We start from the raw sequence: 18,518 nt of genomic DNA on the forward strand, positions 1-18,518 counted from the left end.
TTTGCCCGTGTTAATATGCCTCTAGAGAGTCGACTCTCAAGAGGAGATAAGGGTGAGGTCACCGCACGAATAAGTATTCTTGCGTTGACCTCATTATTTGTATTTACATATAGAAGAGATAATAATTAGTAGGATGAAAAAGCTATTCTTTTCCTTTGCTTTGATGTTGTTACCACTCTTAGCAGTCGCACAACAAACTACTCCAAGCCTAAAGTTCGGTTACTTTAGTTATGAGAAGGTATTGCACGCAATGGCAGACTATGCCACAGCAACACGTAGTTTGAATGACTTAAAGGCGAAATATGATGCAGAAACAAAGCGTTCGGCTGATGACTTCAACAATCGTTATGAGGATTTCCTTGATGTTCAGCACAAGTTAGAACCCTCTATTCTCCGTAAGCGGCAAGCAGAGTTAGAGGAGTTGATGGACCGCAACATCGCCTTTCGTAAGGAGACAGATCGTCTCTTAAAGAAGGCTGAAGCAGATCTCTATGCGCCTGTTCGTAAGAAACTAGACAATACTGTTCGTGAGATGGGTAAGGAGAGTGGGTACGCCTTCATTCTTAACTCAGACAATAACAACCTTCCGTTTGTGAATACAGCCATAGGAGAAGACATCACAGATGCACTTATCTCTGCGCTTAAGTAGATTGTATTCAAGTGTCTGAAACCATTAATAAGCAAAACGATAGAGCCTTAAAGCCCTATTTAATAACGATTTGATAAAGAGGATAATGTCACAATATTCGCAACAGCCAGGCCCTATTGGCGTGTTTGACTCTGGTTATGGCGGGTTAACCATTCTACATGGTATCCGCCAGTTATTGCCTGATTACGATTATATCTACCTTGGAGATAATGCCCGTGCACCTTATGGTTCACGTTCGTTTGATGTTGTTTACCAATTTACACGGCAGGCTGTAATGAAACTCTTTGAGTCTGGTTGTCAGTTAGTGATACTTGGTTGTAACACAGCATCAGCCAAGGCACTACGCAGCATACAGCAGAATGACTTACCCAAACTCGATCCCCAGCGCCGCGTGTTAGGTGTGATTCGCCCTACAGCAGAGGTGATTGGCAAACTTACCCACTCACGTCATGTTGGCGTATTGGCGACAGAAGGGACAATAAAGAGTCATAGCTATAAGCTTGAAATACAAAAGCTATGGAACGACGTGACGGTGACGGGTATTCCTTGTCCGCTTTGGGTGCCTATCATTGAGAACAATGAAGCAGATACCCCAGGTGCTGATTACTTCGTGAAGAAGCGTATAGACCTTATCTTAGAACGTGATCCACAAATTGACACGCTCATCCTTGGCTGTACGCATTATCCCATCCTCATGCCTAAAATACGGAAGCATGTTCCAGAGAATGTGCAAATTGTTGCACAAGGCGAGTATGTTGCTAAGAGCTTACAAGACTATTTGCGACGCCATCCAGATATGGAGCAGCGATGCACGAAACATGGAACTGTGAGGTATCTAACGACAGAGAACCCAGAGAAGTTCAAAGAGAACGCCCAAATCTTCATCCATGAGGAAGTCAATGTGGAGCATGTGGATTTGGAGTAAAGCAATAAAAGCAAGGGGAGTATCGTTAGATAAGAACCAAAAAGATAGATAATGAAGAAATTAACCATACTATGCCTCTTGGCGATAGTAGCCCTGATAACAGCCTGTTCGGACGATGATACGTTTACAACATCACGTTCGAACTTGTTGTCTTTCTCATCGGATACATTGAAGTTAGATACCACTTTCTCTAATGTCCCTACATCCACAAAGACTTTTTGGGTGTATAATCGCTCGGGAGATGGGCTGCGAGTAACTAGCGTTCGACTAGCACAAGGCAATCAAACAGGGTTCCGTGTGAATGTCAGTGGAGACGAGTTGAATGCAGCTAATGGCTATCAAGTGAAAGACTTAGAGGTGAGAAACAAGGATAGTATTCGTGTCTTTGTGGAAATGACATCGCCTCTGAATAATGGTACAAGCCCACAGAAGATAACAGATGATCTTATATTTACACTTGAGAGTGGCGTTCAGCAACGTGTAGTCCTTAGTGCTTACAGCTGGGATGCGCAACTTCTAAAGGGTTTGAAGGTCACCAGTAATATGACATTAACAGGCTCTAAGCCCATTGTCTTACAAGATACTCTGAAGGTGGAAGCGGGTGCAACGCTTACAATACCAGCTGGGACGACACTTTACTTCTCGCAGAAAGCATCGCTGGAAGTGTATGGCTCGTTGCGATGTGAGGGTACGGCGGATCATCCCGTGGTGTTACGTGGTGACCGATTAGACCGCCTCTTCCCGTATCTTCCCTATGACCATGTGAGCGGACAATGGCAAGGAATACACTTCCATGCCGATAGTTACGATAATGTAATTAGTCATACCGACCTCCATTCAGCCTATAATGGTATCGTGTGTGACGCTGCCAACACCTCACAAAACAAACTTACACTGGCTAACTCAACCATACATAATTGTCAAGGATATGGTTTGAAGGCTGTAAATAGTAAGGTGGAAGCCTATAATACACAATTCTCTAACACGTTGATGGACTGCGCCTCCTTCCTTGGTGGGCACATTACGCTGACTCATTGCACCTTTGCTCAGTTCTATCCTTTCGATAGTAACCGCGGTGCAGCATTAAGTCTTGGCAATCATGAAGGCGATAAAGACTATCCTTTACAGGCTTTCAACATGGTTAATTCGTTGGTGACTGGCTATTCAGAAGACGTCCTCATGGTTTATAACAAGGATGGAGTAGCCGCTAATTATCAGTTCGATCATTGTCTGTTACGCACGCCAAAGCCAAAAGATACCGCTTTGCTCGCACGTTTTACAGACGTTATTTGGGAGAACACAAAGGACTATCCAGGGGGTGGAGATAAGCAATTTGTCAAGGTCAATGCCGATAAGCAAGACTACGACTTGCATCTTAAAAAGCCAGAGAATAATGTTCTCTCACCTGCTATTGATGCAGGGCGAGTATTAACAGATACACGTTTCGCAACCGATCATGATGGTAAGCAGCGTGACAATAAACCAGATATTGGCTGTTATGAGCTGATAGTTCATTAATCTAATTAGCCTGATTAGCCTAATTAGCCCTATTTGCCTAATAAGGCTAATAAGCCCAATAACCAATAATAAATATCAACAATGAAGACAATAGATTTAAGTATTAAGATAGGATTCTGCCAACCCGATGAGCTGTCAGAAGAAGAGCAACATCTCATCCAAACAGCAATCTCGGCTACGGGTAACAGCTATTCGCCTTATAGCAAGTTCCGTGTTGGTGCAGCATTATTGCTTGCGAATGGCGTAGAAGTGATGGGAGCGAACCAAGAGAATGCAGCTTTTCCTTCTGGATTATGCGCTGAACGCTCTGCAATCTTTGCTGCCCAGTCCACTTATCCAGACCAACCTATCACCCTCTTAGCGATAGCTGCGGCTAATGAGTATGGTTTGATGCGTGACCCAATCGTACCTTGTGGTGCTTGCCGACAGGTAATCTTAGAGATAGAAAGTCGTTATAACCAGCCCATTCGTATCCTTCTTTATGGTACATCAGGCGTTTATGTTATTGATACAGTCAAGGACTTGCTCCCTCTCCAGTTCGTTGGAGAGTCAATGAAGTAGGTCTCTATTCATTTAAAATATTATTAAATCATGGATTATCTACCAAAAGATCCAGCAATACTGGTAAGCAGTGCAAACATGCTACTGCGTGATGAAGAGTTCGATTCACTAGAGTCTCTTTGCAATAACTTCAATGAGGACGTTGACAAACTCAAGGCTTCTCTGCTCAAGGCAGGCTATGTATATAGTGAAGAGCAGCATCAGTTCCGCCCCATTGGCTTTGATAAGTAAGCGTGAATAACACTACTTTTCATTCAAATGAAGTATCAGCAAGCCCCGCCGAAAGGTGGGGCTTGTCTTTTAAACCTAGTCTAATAATAAGGTGTATGCCCTCTTCTGTTAGCTAGAAACGTGTTGCTAGCCAGAAGAAACATGATGTGTTCCTGTTTACAAAACCTTAATGTATGTAGGGGTTATCATATTAAATACGGACGACTTTCAGCCGATGTAATGTTGTCTCAGCGTATGAGACGTAGCGTTTCAAGCCTTGAGACACAGCGTTTCAGGCTTTGATACTCAGTGTTTCAGACCTATGATACACATCGTATCAGCCCTATGATACACATCGTTTCAAGCCTATGATACACAGCGTTTCAATACATGGAACGCAGGGTTTCAGTATATGGAACGCAGGGTTTCAGTACATGAAACGCACAGTCTCAAGCCATGAAAACGCTGTTATAAGTAGTTTGTTTAAGGCATTAGTTAGGTTTCTTTAAGGGGGAAGCAGACGTGTTTCTCGGTATTCGTAATAGGCTTGGTATAAAATAAGAGAGTGTATCAAAGGTTAAACTCTTTGGTATAGATAATCTCACCTGTCTAGTATTTGCAATCGTACTGACGGACGAGAACGTTTGTTTCTATACCCTTAACCTTACTTGATACACTCTCTTGTTGTTGGCAGTATATGCCCTTTATGCTTCTTGCTGGCGCACACCCATGCGTGCTTCTACCACATTGACAACGTAGTCACCGAGCTTTTCACACTCCTGAATGATGTCTATATACATCGTACCAATAGCGTAAGTGTATTTATGTTCATTGACGTCATTGATGTTCTGTGAGCGCAGTTGATTGCGGTAATTATTAATCTCGTTCTCTATGTTGAACGAACGATTCACATCGTTGTCTTGTCTATGTCCCACCAAGATACGATTCATCTGCGTGAGAGCATCGTCCGTTAACTCGAACATCTGATGTATATGATCATACTGCTCCTCTGTAAAGTCTTCCTTGCCGCGTATGCGTCTTCCCACGGTACGAGCGATGTTGTAACAAGCGTCACCAATACTCTCTAGTTCTGAAATCTCACGCAACATAGAGCGTACCTTATCCTTTGTCTCATCGCTCAAATGGGCATTTGACACCTGATCAAGGTATTTGGCAATCTCAATCTCCATGTTATCTGAGATTCCTTCATACTTCTCTATGCGTGTATAAAGCTTATTGAACTTCTCTGTGTCACGCTCTCCAAGCAGCTCACGTACCATTCCGAACATTCTTTGGATACGTTCTGCAAACGACTTAATCTCCTTAGATGCTTCCAAGACAGATAGCTCTGGCGTCTTCATGATGCCTGCTTGAATGAAATGCAAGCGGAATTCGTCCTCGTCCTTATTAGCCTTAGGCTTGATGATCATGCATACTAACTTCTCTAAGTATTTGATTGGTCCAACGAGGATAAGCGTGTTGGCAACGTTGAATGTGGTGTGGAAGGCGGCTAACACAAAGCTAAGTTTAGCGGCATTAGCTGCAAATCCAGCTGCCCCCTTAGGCATGGTAACGTCATAACCAACCCAGCTACAAATCATATTAATGAATGGGTGGAAGATACACAATACCCAAATGACACCAAAGATATTAAACACCATGTGTGCCATGGCAGCCCTTCGTGCCTGCGTGTTTGCCGTCAATGCGGCAAGGTTAGAGGTAACTGTTGTTCCGATATTCTCGCCCATTACGAGTGCTATTCCTTGGTAGATTGGAAGTACACCAGTCGAACAGAGAATCATCGTAATAGCCATGATTGCAGCGGAACTTTGCACACACATCGTCAGCACACTACCGATGAGTAAGAACACAATCGTGGTGAAGAAGCTCTGTGGGTCGAACTGACTAAAGAAGTCAAGTACCGCTTGGTTGTGTGCCAAATCCATGTCTATACCCGTCTGACGCAGTGTTCCTAAACCTAGAAACATAAACGAGATACCAAAGAGAAAATCGCCAATTAGCTTGCGCTTCTTAGAGTAAATCAGTACAATGCCTATGAAGAAAGCAGGCCAAACGAAGTCGGTAATGTTAAACGAGAAGCCTGCTGACATGATCCATGCCGTTAGGGTTGTTCCGATGTTAGCACCCATGATGACGGAGATAGCCTGCACAAGGGTGAGTAATCCTGCATTCACGAAACTAACCGTCATGACTGTTGTTGCCGTTGATGATTGGACGGCTGCGGTAATAAATGTACCTGTTAAAATACCAGTGAAGCGATTAGTTGTCATTGCACCAAGGACATGACGCAATTGAGGTCCTGCCATCTTTTGCAGGCTTTCACTCATTGCCTTCATACCAAACATTAGTAACGCTAAGGCTCCAATGAGCTTAAAAAAAATCCAAATCGACATATAATAACTTAATTTGTGACGACTAACTCTTGTGTATATGCAGAACAATCTTTACCTTTACCATTCGTATTTTATAGACGAACGATTTAGTCCACCGACTTACATTTAACACGTAAATGCTTATGACACAATTACTGCATATCCGCTGCAAAAATAATAAAAAAAGTCTGAAAGTCCCAATGGGAAGTACACTTTCTGATGTTTTCAAGGAAATAAATCTTCAAATGCCTTATGGCCCTGTAAGTGCTAAAGTGAATAATAAAGTTGAAGGGTTGCATTACAGGCTCTATCATAATAAGGATGTGGAGTACCTTGATTTGCATACACAATCGGGTATTCGCACTTACACTCGGTCGCTTTTCCTTGTGCTTTGTAAGGCTGTCCACGATCTTTATCCCAGCAGTGAGGTAATCATTGATATTCCTGTTTCAAATGGTTACTATTGTAATTTGAAACTCGGTCATGCTATCACTGCAGAGGATGTAAACCGTATTCGCACACGAATGCAGGAGATTGTCAATGCTCATCTACCTATCCAACGTTTTGAAACAACAACAGAAGAGGCTATTGATATGTTCTCTAAACTCGGTGACGAACAAAAGGCAAAGTTGCTCAAGAGTAGTGGAACGCTTTATACTGTCTATTACGTCCTGGATGACTATAAGGATTATTACTATGGTTCAATGCTCACGAACACGTCACAACTATATCTCTTCGGACTCGAACCTTATTTTGATGGTGTGTTACTGCGCATCCCTTCCGTGCAAGATCCATCCCAATTAGGTGCTTTGATACGGCAGGATAAGATGTTTGAAGTGTTTAAAGAGCATCATCGTTGGCAGAGTCTGTTAGGTATAAAGACGGTCGGTGACTTTAATGAGGCGGTCGGCAATGGTGAAGCCACCAATCTAATTAATGTCAGCGAAGCCTTACAAGAGAAGAAGATATCACAGATTGCGGATAAGATTGCAGCAAAGAAAGATATTAAGGTGGTACTGATTGCTGGACCATCATCGAGTGGTAAGACCACATTCTGCAAACGTCTTTCTGTGCAACTACTTGCTAGTGGTGTGAAGCCCGTACAGATTTCGTTGGATGACTACTTCGTTAATCGGGAAGAAACACCGAAGGATGAGCAAGGAGAATATGATTACGAAAGCATCTATGCACTGAATATTCCACTCATCAATGAGCAGTTTAATGCTTTATTCAATGGTCAGGAGGTGGAATTACCCAAGTATAATTTCCAAACAGGAAGTAGTGAGAAGAGTGGGAATAAGTTGCATTTGGAGGAGAATAATGTGTTGGTTGTAGAAGGAATCCATGCCCTTAACCCAACACTCACGGCTCAGATTCCCGACGACAAGAAGTTTAAGATCTATGCTTCTGCGCTTACCACCATCCTATTGGATAATCACAACTATATCCCAACAACTGACAATCGATTGCTCCGACGCATTGTTCGTGATTATAAGTATCGTGGTTGTTCAGCGCAAGAAACAATCCGCCGATGGCCTAGTGTGCGTGCTGGTGAGAACAAATGGATATTCCCTTATCAGGAGCAAGCCGATGTGATGTTTAATACAGCTATGCTCTTCGAACTTGCAGTCATAAAGCCACAAGCGGAGGAGGTGCTCGAGCAAGTACCAGAGAATTGTGAAGAATATGCCGAGGCTTATCGTTTACGCAAGTTCCTCAAGTACTTCTCTCCACTGCCTTTCCGTGCGCTCCCTCCAACCTCATTACTCAGAGAGTTCTTAGGAGGTAGTTCGTTTAAGTATTAGATACGCTCCTAACATATAAAAGGTGCGCCTTTGACTCTCAAAAGCGCACCTTTTATTTTATTAGCTATCATCAGTTTCTCATTGTTCATTGACCTTAGCACACAAAGAGACAAAGCTATTACTTTATTTTACGTTCCAACACTTTCAGCAAATCAAGAGGGTGTCTCTTCATATCTTTCAGTGAGAATCCATCACTCTGCAAGTACTCATCCATCTTTGGGAAACGATCAAAACAAGCACGGACTGTTTTCTTAGCAGCCAGACGTATTCCTGTTTCAGGAACATAATAAGTCACAACAACTTCATCACCTTTAAGACAATAAGTATAAGCCAATGACTCTTCAGTATAAAATGTTGTCCATGAACTACTATACCATACTGTTGGAGATAAAAAACCAAGTACTTCTTTTCCCTCATAAACCAGTTCCCAAAAGTACCGATGATTTGTTGGCTTCAAATTTTTAGGTAACGTTAATATCTTGCATGCATATAAAGACAAGTATTTACGCTGCTTCCCATCTACTGTTAACTCCATTTCTTTTGCATCATCAGCTACATACTTTGTTCCCTTACCCGTTGGTGTAGGTGAGATAAACAATGTCTGCATATTAATAACGACCTGCCCATACACACTTGCCATAACCTTTGCATTCTTTACATCAACCAAATAACCTGACACTTTGCTACCATCTTTGAGCGTAAGGACGCATGGTAAAGGTTTGAATTCCTTTTTCTTAGCACTTACTGAGACGATGCCAATCAACAACATTAGCATCATCAACATGATTACATTAATCTTTTTCATAACTCATTTTATTGTTTTAGTTAGAGTTCTTTCGTTAACAATACAAAGATATACAACAAATGTGAAACAGAGAAAGAAACTTCTAAAATTTTGCAAATCTTTTTTTATAATATTGCTATCCAATAAAAGTGAAAAAAATAGCTCTATTGCTGCATCTTTGTAGTTACCTCTATGGTATTACCTTTGATAAAACAAACCTCCTCTAACCAAATAATGTTAGTTACTTTTACGTAATACAACTCTTTTCTGACATTAAATTAATTCCACATTAATAGCCTATTGCGAGGTGTTTAGCCATCCGCACCATTCGTGCTAACCATCAACACGACACGTGCGGTATAACAACAGTACCTCTAAAGATGACAAAAAAGGAGACATTATGTTCATTATAACGAATATAATAAACTGCAAAACAAGGTAACTTTACTCAGTTTTAAAATGCAAAAAGCAAAGGAATAAAAAGGTAAAAACCAAACTCTAAAACTTAGAAACTAATCTTTACTGATTTACTTTCATACAAAAAAGAAAATATTTTCACGAGAAGAAGAATTTATTTTCATGAAAAGAAATATTTTTCTTCATGAAAATAATTCGGAAAACAGATTTATTATACTTCTAACACATACTGTTACGTTTGTAAAAATGGCATTTACAACACATTAAAAGGCTCCGTCTCCTATCTTACTCAGACCTACTCTGTCACTATCCTTCAATAGTTACCGGTTCAATATCGTCCGATGGTTCTATATCTGGGTCTGTTGTACCGTATTGCATAATATAATAATGCCCGTTTCGTTTTCCAACATTCACATAATATCCTTCGTAAGTAGCCACACCTTCTGGTATGACAAAGTATCCTTCCCCTTCCTTATCGGGAACAATGGAAAAGGAAGGAATATCTGAAAGATAATCAATACCGGGACTATCCAACCAGTCTATTTGATAATTACCAGAATACTTGTTCTTATAGACTCCTTCTCCGGCTTTCACAAACTTATCACAAAGATACTTTCTATAAGCAGGTGCATCGAGGTCTATCGTTAGGTTCAGCGAGAGATAAGAACGGATAAAAGCCTTTAGAAAAGCGATTTCATCTTTTGGATGTTCATCCATCTTCACAAGTTTCTTATAAATATCTGCATCCGAAAACTCCGAAGCTTGACCATATTGATAGGCATAACCAATCCTTCTCTGCCCATCTTTGTCAGTTACCATTCGCAAAGCAAGATTGCAATTGCTCTTTAGTTTGTGATCATATAACTGTATGCTATACCAGTTTCCACCCTCAGAGCGTATTTTTAAATTATCCAACGACCATCTTGGGTCCCTATTGTCTTCAAGTGGGAACAAAGGTAAATAGTTAGTTCCACCGCAATAACACAGCTTATCTATCAATGTCTGCGTGAGAAACCTACGCTCATCATGGATAGAAATATCCTGACCATTTGCTCTTTTAAGATAGAGACGATAATAATCTCTGATGACATTTATGTCTTTTGTCGTGTCATTTACAACAGCTTTCGGCTGTACGAAAACAACTGAATCCGAGTCTTCTTCAATCGTTACTGGCTTAGCGGTCTGCTTAGAAGGAAGCAACCAAAAGAATAAGCCAAGCCCTACCAGCATGGTTATCAAGCAAGAAAGGAGAAGAGTCTTTGTTCGTTTCATATTGCTTAGGCGGTTATTATCACCCTAATAATTGAATAAAAAATAAGGATAGATATTCCTAATACACTGCACATTACCGCTAACACATACTAAGAATATCTATCCTTATAGGAATGAATACGAGCGACACACTGTTTAGGGCTCACTCATTATCCTTTTATTTACCGCTTACTCCACTGACAAACGGCATTTACGCTCATCAATGAAATAGTCTGAAGTTTTCAATTCATCTGTCAAGTTTCCAGGTAACACCATCTTTAGTGTCTTTCACTTGGAAACCTGCATCAGCCAAAGCGTCACGAATCTGATCGCTGACCGCCCAATTCTTCTCAGCCTTAGCCTTTGCACGAAGATCGAGTACCATGTCTACAACCTTTCCGTATGCCTCTTCGCGTGCATCGTTATTAGCACTGCGCTCGTTCTTGAGTCCCAAGATGTCGAAAGCAAAGAGTTGCATAGCTTCCGTGAGTTCCCTTAGATCATCGGCAGAAATCTGTGCCTTGTGATCGATAAGAACGTTTACCAAGTGGCAAGCCTCAAACAGATTAGAGATGACCGCAGGCGTCATTAAGTCGTCATTCATCGCATCGTAACACTTCTGACGGAAGTTAGCAACAAACTTCTTTGTATTATCGTCCGATGCATCCGATGGCTGAATGCGTGCCGAATCCTCAATACCATTCATCAAACGTTCGTATCCCTTCTCTGCAGCTTGCAATGCCTCGTTAGAGAAGTCGACAGTCCCACGATAGTGAGCAGATAGGATGAAGAAACGAATTGTCATTGGTGAGTAAGCCTGCGTGAGCGTGTCATGCTTGCCAGTAAAGAACTGCTCGAGCGTAATAAAGTTGCCCAACGACTTACCCATCTTCTGTCCATTGATCGTAATCATGTTGTTGTGCATCCAATACTTCACCATTTCATCACCCTGTGAAGCTACAGCTTGTGCAATCTCACACTCATGATGCGGGAATATCAAGTCCATACCGCCACCATGAATATCAAAGTGATCGCCCAAATACTTGCGCCCCATAGCTGTACACTCACAATGCCAACCCGGGAAACCATTACTCCAAGGCGATGGCCAACGCATGATATGTTCGGGCATAGCACGTTTCCACAATGCAAAGTCAACCTGATTATGCTTCTCACCAACGCCTGCAAGCGCACGAGAGTTATTAATCATATCGGTGAGATTGCGCCCTGACAATACGCCATAATGATGGTCCTTGTCATACTTAGCCACGTCGAAATAAATACTACCATTGCTTTCGTAAGCATAACCATTGTCCATAATCTGCTTCACCAGCTCCTCCTGTTCAATGATATGACCCGTTGCATGCGGCTCAATACTTGGCGGCAGAACATTCAATGCACGCATAGCATCGTGATAACGATTGGTGTAATATTGTGCAATCTCCATCGGTTCGAGTTGCTCAAGCCGTGCCTTCTTCTCAATCTTATCATCCCCCTCATCGGCATCATGCTCCAAGTGCCCCACGTCAGTGATGTTACGAACATAACGAACCTTATACCCGATATGCTTCAGATAGCGGAATAAGAGGTCGAAAGTGATGGCAGGACGCGCATGCCCAAGGTGTGGATCGCCGTAAACAGTAGGACCACAGACATACATACCCACGTTAGGTGCAGCGATAGGTTGGAACAACTCCTTCTTACGATGCAGTGTATTGTAAATTACTAAGTCTTGCATAATCTGGTTATTTATTACTTAATGTGATGCAAAATTACAAAATTATTATCACCCGTAACACGTCTGTCTACACTTTTTATAATCTTTGTTTCGCATTGGTGAAAGATATGGAAGTGGATACGCAGGTCGTGCGTCTTCGTTTGATTATGTGCCAGTCTCTGCTTTGTCCGACTTATGTTCCCGATTCCTTAGATGTATGTATTCTATTCCTTAGATGTGCGTCTTTGATTCGTTAGACGTATGTCTTATGTTATTCTCATCATGATGAAACCCGTGTCTCATCACGATGAAACATAATCTTCACCATGGTGAAAATACTATGAGGCGTATGTGTAAAGGATGGCAGATGTATATGTAAACGATGCCGAACATAGCTGTAAGCAATATCGAACATACTTGTAATCGACATCGAGCATATCTGCAAACGAAATCAACCATACTTGTAAGCGGTATCGAGCATGGTTGAAAGGGGGCGGTAGACGTATGATGAAGGTGGGGAAAGGGCTATCTTGGGTGTTCCCCAAGCGTGGGGGTGTTCGTTAGCCCACTTATTTGAAGTATTTGCTAACGAAGTTCTTCACTTTGGATTCATATAGTTTTGGATAGTCGTGATAGCTATATGCGTGCTCAGAACCTTGTGTTATCCATAGTTGCTTGGGCTGGGGTTTTGCCTTGTAGAGGGGATATACCATCCATGAAGGGACGTAGGTGTCGTGGTCGCCATGAATGAAGAGCATGGGGCGGTGGCATTTCTTGACTTGTTCCAATGGACTCGCCTCATGGAAATTCCAACCATACTTGACTTGGCAGAGGGCTGAGGCTAGGGGGACGAGGGGGAATTGTGGGAGGTTGAACTGCGCCTTTAGCTGGTCGGTACATTCGTCCCATACGCTGGTGTAACCGCAATCCTCCACGTATGCTTTCACGTATGTTGGGATCTTCTCATCGCCTGACACGTTCATAATGGTTGCTGCTCCCATGGAGACGCCATGTAATACCATCTGACTAGGGTGGCGTTTATCACGGAACATCCGTTCGGCAACGGGTATCCATTGCTCTATGTCTTTGCGGTCGTTCCAGCCCATTTGTATGAAGTTGCCTTCGCTTTGCCCGTGCCCGTGAAGGTCGGGTAGTAGTACGTTCATGCGCATCACCTTATTATATATATGAGCGATGTATAGGAGTCCCAGCCCGTTGTCTTTGTATCCGTGGACGCATATTGCCGTGCGCCCGCAGGCTGAATCACCGCGAAGATAGAAGGCGTGCGCCCGCAAGTGGTTATTGAGTAGGATGGTTGTGTCACGCAGTTGGTGGGTGGTCTTGAGGCTGTCTAACCATGGAGTAAGGCTCGGATAGCGTTGATGTAATTTTGCCCAACGATAGTCGTAAGTGTGGGTTGGCTCCTCAAGCATGTACTTTAGGAGATAAGATGTGGTAGCTGCCAGCGTGCCAATGAACACGAGCAATGCGATGATAAGATATATATAGAGCTTCTTCTTCATTGTTATTTGTGATTAGGCTAAGGGATGAGTTCTGTTGACTTTCACGCCTCTATCATCCTGCACGTTCTTTAGTTTCTCTTGAGTTCTTTGACAGCTTTCTAACTCCTCAGCACTTTCATGACCGTAAGTGAAGTGTCGAGCCATTCCTCCATACGCTTGTAGTCTTTCTGCTCCCATATATCCTTGAAGTCCATAAACTCATGGGCGAGACGGCTCTCGTATGCGTTTCGTTGGTAGCTGGTGAGCTTTCCTTGTTCCATAATCTCCACTTTGCCGAACTCATTGGCTGTAGTTGGGATACGCACCCATCCTTTTTCGCCTTGAATTAAGGTGAAGGAAGGGCTACTGGAGTCCTTGGCAGCAACGCAGGAGGCTGTGAGATTGGGGTAGGTGAGCACCATAATGCCCGAGGTATCAACGCCATTGTGCCCATGATTAGCGAAATATTGGTTGGCGATAGGCTCCCCGAATAGTCCTACGATGATGTTGATGTTGTACACATTGAGGTCGTTCAAGGCTCCGCCACCTAGTTCTGGATTGAATGCGGGGGCTATATCTCCCTGTAGGTAACGCTCGTATCTACTGGAGTATTGCGAGAAATTACATTGTGCGAAATGTATGGGGGCAATGCGCTTGAGACTTTGCTTTACGAGTTGGAAGTTGGGGGTGTGAAGGGGTGTGACTGCCTCGAAGAGATAAAGTCCACGTTCGCGTGCTATCTGTGCGAGTAGCTTCGCTTCCTCAAGCGTACTCGTAAAGGGCTTCTCAACAATAACGTTGCGTTGAGCCTCTAATGCCTGTCGCACGTAAGTGTAGTGTGCGTTATTGACCAAAGCTATATAGACAAAGTCGGCATCGTCTTCTTTTAATAGTTGGGCATAGTCGGTATATACGTGGTCAATGTCATTCTCCTTTGCAAGCGTCAGTGCTTTCTCCTTGTTGCTGTGTGAAAAGATACTTGTTATCTCAATCCCTTTCGCCTCATTCCTTAGCATCTTGATAACCTCGGTGGCTATCATTCCTGTGCCTATAATACTTATCTTCATGCTGTTCTATTGATGTTTATGATGTGTTCAGAGCGTAACAAAAGTAGGAATTGTTTTGCAGATAATATAGGAAAAGACTATATTTGTGGTCTGTTAACAAGCTTTATAACTATTATGAACAAAAGATTTCTATTATTATTGACGTGCCTTATAGCAGTGGGTATATTGGCTGGCTGTGATGGGCGTAAGACACCTGTGGATAATAATCCAGTAGGGCAAGTGTCGGATTCGAGTACTCATTCAGAGGTGGATAGCGCCGTAGCTGATCAGGAAGTAGCTTTGGTTACAGACTTTATGAGAAAGAAGATTAGCAATGAAGTAGGGAGTGTAGAGATGTCTTATTCCTTTCCTGTATCAGGACCACAACCTTTGGTCAATGCTCTTCGTGCTTATCTCTCTTCTGAAATGAGAGGATGTACGGTGATATTTGGTGACGATAATAAGGAGGCTAAGTCTTTTAGTAACCCTGCTGATGGTAGGAGGATGTTGAAATATTATGCAGAAAAGGCGTTCCATAGCTTAACAGAGCTTAGTGGAGATACTGTAGAATGGTATTCTCCGTGTGAGTTGTCGATGTCTGTCAAGAAATACAGTGAAACGAAGCGGTTTGTGACTTATTATTCCTTCTATTATCTGTATGAGGGTGGAGCACATGGTATGGCGGCTCATTATGGAGCAACCTTTGACAAACAGACGGGTAAGAAGTTGGGGAATCCTGTGAACTTTAAGAATATCAAAGCACTTCAGCCGTTGCTTCGAAAGGGGTTGAAGGAGTATTACTATGGGTTTTTAAAAGATAACGGAGAGACACCTTCGCCTGCTGCAATACAAGAATACATGAATGATTTATGCATTGGGAATGGGGTAATTCCTAAACCTTCTATTACTCCTTGTCTAGTAGAAAAAGGTGTAGAGATTATTTATGGACAGTATGAAATTGCTCCTTATATGCATGGTATGCCTACTTTCACGATTCCTTATAGTAAGATTGCGAAGTATCTTACACCTGAAGCTCGCCGACTTGCAGGGCTTGGTGATTGATGGCGGAAGAGGTCGCTTGCTAGGTTATAAGCACCTTCCCCATGATAAGGCAGAATATAAAAGCGTCTTCCTTTGTGATTAAATCTTATGAGGGAGACGCTTCCTTTATTTAATCTCTAGTTATGTGTGGATGTTATTAGTCTAGGTTCTGCATAAGCCATACAAATCCTTTTGCCATCCTGATACCATTGTCTTGGAAATGGTTACCTTCGTTCCATTCCATCTTGCAGTTTACTCCCTTCGTTTTATATATGTGTTCTTGGCAGAGCATATCCTTACGAATGGTTGATATGAGTTTTGTCTTCGTCTTTTCTTCCTTATCTCCTAAACTGAGGTAGGCGTTCTTTATTTGTGGGGTGTGACTCTCTGCATAATCAAGCCAACCTGTATACCATGCGGATGGGGATGCTGCAGCAATACCATTGAAGGGTATCTCCTCTTGATAAGAAGCCCATAAAGCAAATAGCCCAGCAAGGGAATAGCCACCAAGAAATGTATTCTCTGCGCAAATGGATAAGTTGTATAGGTGCTGTAATTCGGGAATCAGTTGTTGTATTATATATAATAAGGTATGGTTCGCACCTTCTCCAAAGGGAATCTTACCAAATACAGGTGGAGCTGACCATGGTGTTAACTCTGAATTCCACTTCTCTATACGTATGGCAATGTGGGTGAATGTAGCTGATGAATGTTCTTCTATATAGCTAATCTGGTGCTCTAGTTCTTCCGTATCATGACTATCTATGGGCTGAATTAGAAAATCCTTTGCATTATCTTCGCTGTGAATTATGCATGTATGACCATTTATCTCTATTATTTGTCTTCGATGTCTCATATTATATTTTATCGATGTTTGTATGCAAAAGTAGCCCTTTTTAGGTTAAAATCATTGATGTATGTCAATTTTATAAGAAAATATCATCTTTTCTTAAAAATAATCCTCAAAACATTTGGGCAGTATTAGTTTTATCTATACCTTTGCACTCGCTTTTACGAAATAAGCCACGTGCTTATGAGTGTTTAAAGCAATAAAGAAAGCGTTCTTTGAAGAGATTTACATAAACAGAGAAGTAGTACAAGAAGCGTCTGTTTGGTTAAGAATCAAATAGATGGGTAAAAGAAACGAACCGATCAATTCAATTGAATTCCTTATATAGGAATAGGTGCTTTTAAAACTTGATACTAAAGGATAAGCATTCTGAAACAGAGATTACTCGGTGAAGTTTTGGGTTAAGTTGGTATTTATTACCATTCTTACCTATTACTAATCACCCAAACATATTTTACAATGGAGAGTTTGATCCTGGCTCAGGATGAACGCTAGCTACAGGCTTAACACATGCAAGTCGAGGGGAAACGGCATTTAGTGCTTGCACCGAATGGACGTCGACCGGCGCACGGGTGAGTAACGCGTATCCAACCTTCCCATAACTAAGGAATAACCTGCCGAAAGGCAGACTAATACCTTATGTAATCCTTTGATGGCATCAGATAAGGATAAAAGATTTATCGGTTATGGATGGGGATGCGTCTGATTAGCTTGTTGGCGGGGTAACGGCCCACCAAGGCAACGATCAGTAGGGGTTCTGAGAGGAAGGTCCCCCACATTGGAACTGAGACACGGTCCAAACTCCTACGGGAGGCAGCAGTGAGGAATATTGGTCAATGGACGGAAGTCTGAACCAGCCAAGTAGCGTGCAGGATGACGGCCCTATGGGTTGTAAACTGCTTTTGTATGGGGATAAAGTCAATCACGTGTGATTGTTTGCAGGTACCATACGAATAAGGACCGGCTAATTCCGTGCCAGCAGCCGCGGTAATACGGAAGGTTCGGGCGTTATCCGGATTTATTGGGTTTAAAGGGAGCGTAGGCCGGAGATTAAGTGTGTTGTGAAATGTAGACGCTCAACGTCTGACTTGCAGCGCATACTGGTTTCCTTGAGTACGCACAACGTTGGCGGAATTCGTCGTGTAGCGGTGAAATGCTTAGATATGACGAAGAACTCCGATTGCGAAGGCAGCTGACGGGAGCGCAACTGACGCTGAAGCTCGAAGGTGCGGGTATCGAACAGGATTAGATACCCTGGTAGTCCGCACAGTAAACGATGGATGCCCGCTGTTGGTACCTGTATCAGCGGCTAAGCGAAAGCATTAAGCATCCCACCTGGGGAGTACGCCGGCAACGGTGAAACTCAAAGGAATTGACGGGGGCCCGCACAAGCGGAGGAACATGTGGTTTAATTCGATGATACGCGAGGAACCTTACCCGGGCTTGAATTGCAGAGGAAGGATTTAGAGATAATGACGCCCTTCGGGGTCTCTGTGAAGGTGCTGCATGGTTGTCGTCAGCTCGTGCCGTGAGGTGTCGGCTTAAGTGCCATAACGAGCGCAACCCCTCTCTTCAGTTGCCATCAGGTTAAGCTGGGCACTCTGGAGACACTGCCACCGTAAGGTGTGAGGAAGGTGGGGATGACGTCAAATCAGCACGGCCCTTACGTCCGGGGCTACACACGTGTTACAATGGCCGGTACAGAGGGACGGTGTAATGTAAATTACATCCAATCTTGAAAGCCGGTCCCAGTTCGGACTGGGGTCTGCAACCCGACCCCACGAAGCTGGATTCGCTAGTAATCGCGCATCAGCCATGGCGCGGTGAATACGTTCCCGGGCCTTGTACACAC

Annotated in this window: 14 protein-coding genes and 1 rRNA gene; 8 read left to right on the top strand and 7 right to left on the bottom strand. The window is 42.9% G+C overall.

Going from position 1 to position 18,518, the window contains the following annotated elements; all coding sequences use genetic code 11:
- Window positions 1-133 precede the first annotated feature (133 nt).
- From HMPREF9969_RS03075 to HMPREF9969_RS03095, 5 genes are all read left to right on the top strand, one after another.
- Complete coding sequence (locus HMPREF9969_RS03075) at window positions 134-649, top strand: OmpH family outer membrane protein (RefSeq protein ID WP_009434339.1); 516 nt, start codon at window positions 134-136, stop codon at window positions 647-649.
- Between the two features lie 85 nt (window positions 650-734).
- Window positions 735-1,574 (top strand): glutamate racemase, encoded by an 840-nt coding sequence (gene murI, locus HMPREF9969_RS03080; protein WP_009434365.1) that lies wholly within the window; start codon window positions 735-737, stop codon window positions 1,572-1,574.
- 51 nt (window positions 1,575-1,625) lie between these two features.
- Window positions 1,626-3,092, top strand: a complete 1,467-nt coding sequence (locus HMPREF9969_RS03085; protein WP_009434356.1) for a hypothetical protein — start codon at window positions 1,626-1,628, stop codon at window positions 3,090-3,092.
- Between the two features lie 81 nt (window positions 3,093-3,173).
- Window positions 3,174-3,653 carry a cytidine deaminase gene (cdd, locus tag HMPREF9969_RS03090; protein WP_009434324.1) on the top strand — a complete coding sequence of 160 codons (480 nt, stop codon included), beginning with the start codon at window positions 3,174-3,176 and terminating at the stop codon, window positions 3,651-3,653.
- A gap of 30 nt (window positions 3,654-3,683) precedes the next feature.
- Window positions 3,684-3,884: a DUF4250 domain-containing protein gene (locus tag HMPREF9969_RS03095; RefSeq protein ID WP_009434320.1), complete on the top strand. Its 201-nt coding sequence runs from the start codon at window positions 3,684-3,686 to the stop codon at window positions 3,882-3,884.
- A gap of 683 nt (window positions 3,885-4,567) precedes the next feature.
- On the opposite strand, the gene HMPREF9969_RS03100 is transcribed toward HMPREF9969_RS03095, so the two are convergent.
- Window positions 4,568-6,277: a Na/Pi cotransporter family protein gene (locus HMPREF9969_RS03100; protein WP_036894794.1), complete on the bottom strand. Its 1,710-nt coding sequence runs from the start codon at window positions 6,275-6,277 to the stop codon at window positions 4,568-4,570.
- Between the two features lie 116 nt (window positions 6,278-6,393).
- On the opposite strand from HMPREF9969_RS03100, the gene HMPREF9969_RS03105 reads away from it, so the two are divergent.
- Window positions 6,394-8,061, top strand: a complete 1,668-nt coding sequence (locus tag HMPREF9969_RS03105) for a nucleoside kinase (RefSeq protein WP_009434323.1) — start codon at window positions 6,394-6,396, stop codon at window positions 8,059-8,061.
- Between the two features lie 118 nt (window positions 8,062-8,179).
- Here the strand turns inward: HMPREF9969_RS03105 and HMPREF9969_RS03110 are convergent, their stop codons facing one another.
- From HMPREF9969_RS03110 to HMPREF9969_RS03130, 5 genes are all read right to left on the bottom strand, one after another.
- Window positions 8,180-8,866: a hypothetical protein gene (locus HMPREF9969_RS03110; RefSeq protein WP_009434327.1), complete on the bottom strand. Its 687-nt coding sequence runs from the start codon at window positions 8,864-8,866 to the stop codon at window positions 8,180-8,182.
- A 702-nt stretch (window positions 8,867-9,568) separates the two neighbouring features.
- Window positions 9,569-10,534, bottom strand: coding sequence for a hypothetical protein (locus HMPREF9969_RS03115; RefSeq protein ID WP_009434336.1), 966 nt, complete (start codon window positions 10,532-10,534; stop codon window positions 9,569-9,571).
- Between the two features lie 226 nt (window positions 10,535-10,760).
- Complete coding sequence (gene cysS, locus HMPREF9969_RS03120) at window positions 10,761-12,248, bottom strand: cysteine--tRNA ligase (protein WP_009434355.1); 1,488 nt, start codon at window positions 12,246-12,248, stop codon at window positions 10,761-10,763.
- A gap of 548 nt (window positions 12,249-12,796) precedes the next feature.
- Complete coding sequence (locus HMPREF9969_RS03125; RefSeq protein ID WP_009434371.1) at window positions 12,797-13,750, bottom strand: alpha/beta hydrolase; 954 nt, start codon at window positions 13,748-13,750, stop codon at window positions 12,797-12,799.
- 98 nt (window positions 13,751-13,848) lie between these two features.
- Window positions 13,849-14,796, bottom strand: coding sequence for a Gfo/Idh/MocA family protein (locus tag HMPREF9969_RS03130; RefSeq protein WP_009434369.1), 948 nt, complete (start codon window positions 14,794-14,796; stop codon window positions 13,849-13,851).
- A gap of 114 nt (window positions 14,797-14,910) precedes the next feature.
- On the opposite strand from HMPREF9969_RS03130, the gene HMPREF9969_RS03135 reads away from it, so the two are divergent.
- Window positions 14,911-15,837 carry a DUF3298 and DUF4163 domain-containing protein gene (locus tag HMPREF9969_RS03135; protein WP_009434332.1) on the top strand — a complete coding sequence of 309 codons (927 nt, stop codon included), beginning with the start codon at window positions 14,911-14,913 and terminating at the stop codon, window positions 15,835-15,837.
- A 136-nt stretch (window positions 15,838-15,973) separates the two neighbouring features.
- On the opposite strand, the gene HMPREF9969_RS03140 is transcribed toward HMPREF9969_RS03135, so the two are convergent.
- On the bottom strand, window positions 15,974-16,672 hold the full coding sequence (locus HMPREF9969_RS03140) for an alpha/beta hydrolase (RefSeq protein WP_009434360.1): 699 nt from the start codon (window positions 16,670-16,672) through the stop codon (window positions 15,974-15,976).
- A gap of 450 nt (window positions 16,673-17,122) precedes the next feature.
- On the opposite strand from HMPREF9969_RS03140, the gene HMPREF9969_RS03145 reads away from it, so the two are divergent.
- A 16S ribosomal RNA gene (locus HMPREF9969_RS03145) occupies window positions 17,123-18,518 on the top strand; the annotation flags it as partial.

Origin of the sequence: Prevotella sp. oral taxon 306 str. F0472 (genome assembly GCF_000257925.1) — a bacterium.
In the GTDB taxonomy this organism is placed as follows: domain Bacteria; phylum Bacteroidota; class Bacteroidia; order Bacteroidales; family Bacteroidaceae; genus Prevotella; species Prevotella vespertina.

Coding starts and splice junctions, on each gene's coding strand:
- cdd (WP_009434324.1), top strand. CDS start 3,174: ATGAAGACAATAGATTTAAGTATTAAGATAGGATTCTGCCAACCCGAT.
- cysS (WP_009434355.1), bottom strand. CDS start 12,248: ATGCAAGACTTAGTAATTTACAATACACTGCATCGTAAGAAGGAGTTG.
- HMPREF9969_RS03100 (WP_036894794.1), bottom strand. CDS start 6,277: ATGTCGATTTGGATTTTTTTTAAGCTCATTGGAGCCTTAGCGTTACTA.
- HMPREF9969_RS03095 (WP_009434320.1), top strand. CDS start 3,684: ATGGATTATCTACCAAAAGATCCAGCAATACTGGTAAGCAGTGCAAAC.
- HMPREF9969_RS03085 (WP_009434356.1), top strand. CDS start 1,626: ATGAAGAAATTAACCATACTATGCCTCTTGGCGATAGTAGCCCTGATA.
- HMPREF9969_RS03140 (WP_009434360.1), bottom strand. CDS start 16,672: ATGAGACATCGAAGACAAATAATAGAGATAAATGGTCATACATGCATA.
- HMPREF9969_RS03105 (WP_009434323.1), top strand. CDS start 6,394: ATGCTTATGACACAATTACTGCATATCCGCTGCAAAAATAATAAAAAA.
- murI (WP_009434365.1), top strand. CDS start 735: ATGTCACAATATTCGCAACAGCCAGGCCCTATTGGCGTGTTTGACTCT.
- HMPREF9969_RS03130 (WP_009434369.1), bottom strand. CDS start 14,796: ATGAAGATAAGTATTATAGGCACAGGAATGATAGCCACCGAGGTTATC.
- HMPREF9969_RS03110 (WP_009434327.1), bottom strand. CDS start 8,866: ATGAAAAAGATTAATGTAATCATGTTGATGATGCTAATGTTGTTGATT.
- HMPREF9969_RS03115 (WP_009434336.1), bottom strand. CDS start 10,534: ATGAAACGAACAAAGACTCTTCTCCTTTCTTGCTTGATAACCATGCTG.
- HMPREF9969_RS03125 (WP_009434371.1), bottom strand. CDS start 13,750: ATGAAGAAGAAGCTCTATATATATCTTATCATCGCATTGCTCGTGTTC.
- HMPREF9969_RS03135 (WP_009434332.1), top strand. CDS start 14,911: ATGAACAAAAGATTTCTATTATTATTGACGTGCCTTATAGCAGTGGGT.
- HMPREF9969_RS03075 (WP_009434339.1), top strand. CDS start 134: ATGAAAAAGCTATTCTTTTCCTTTGCTTTGATGTTGTTACCACTCTTA.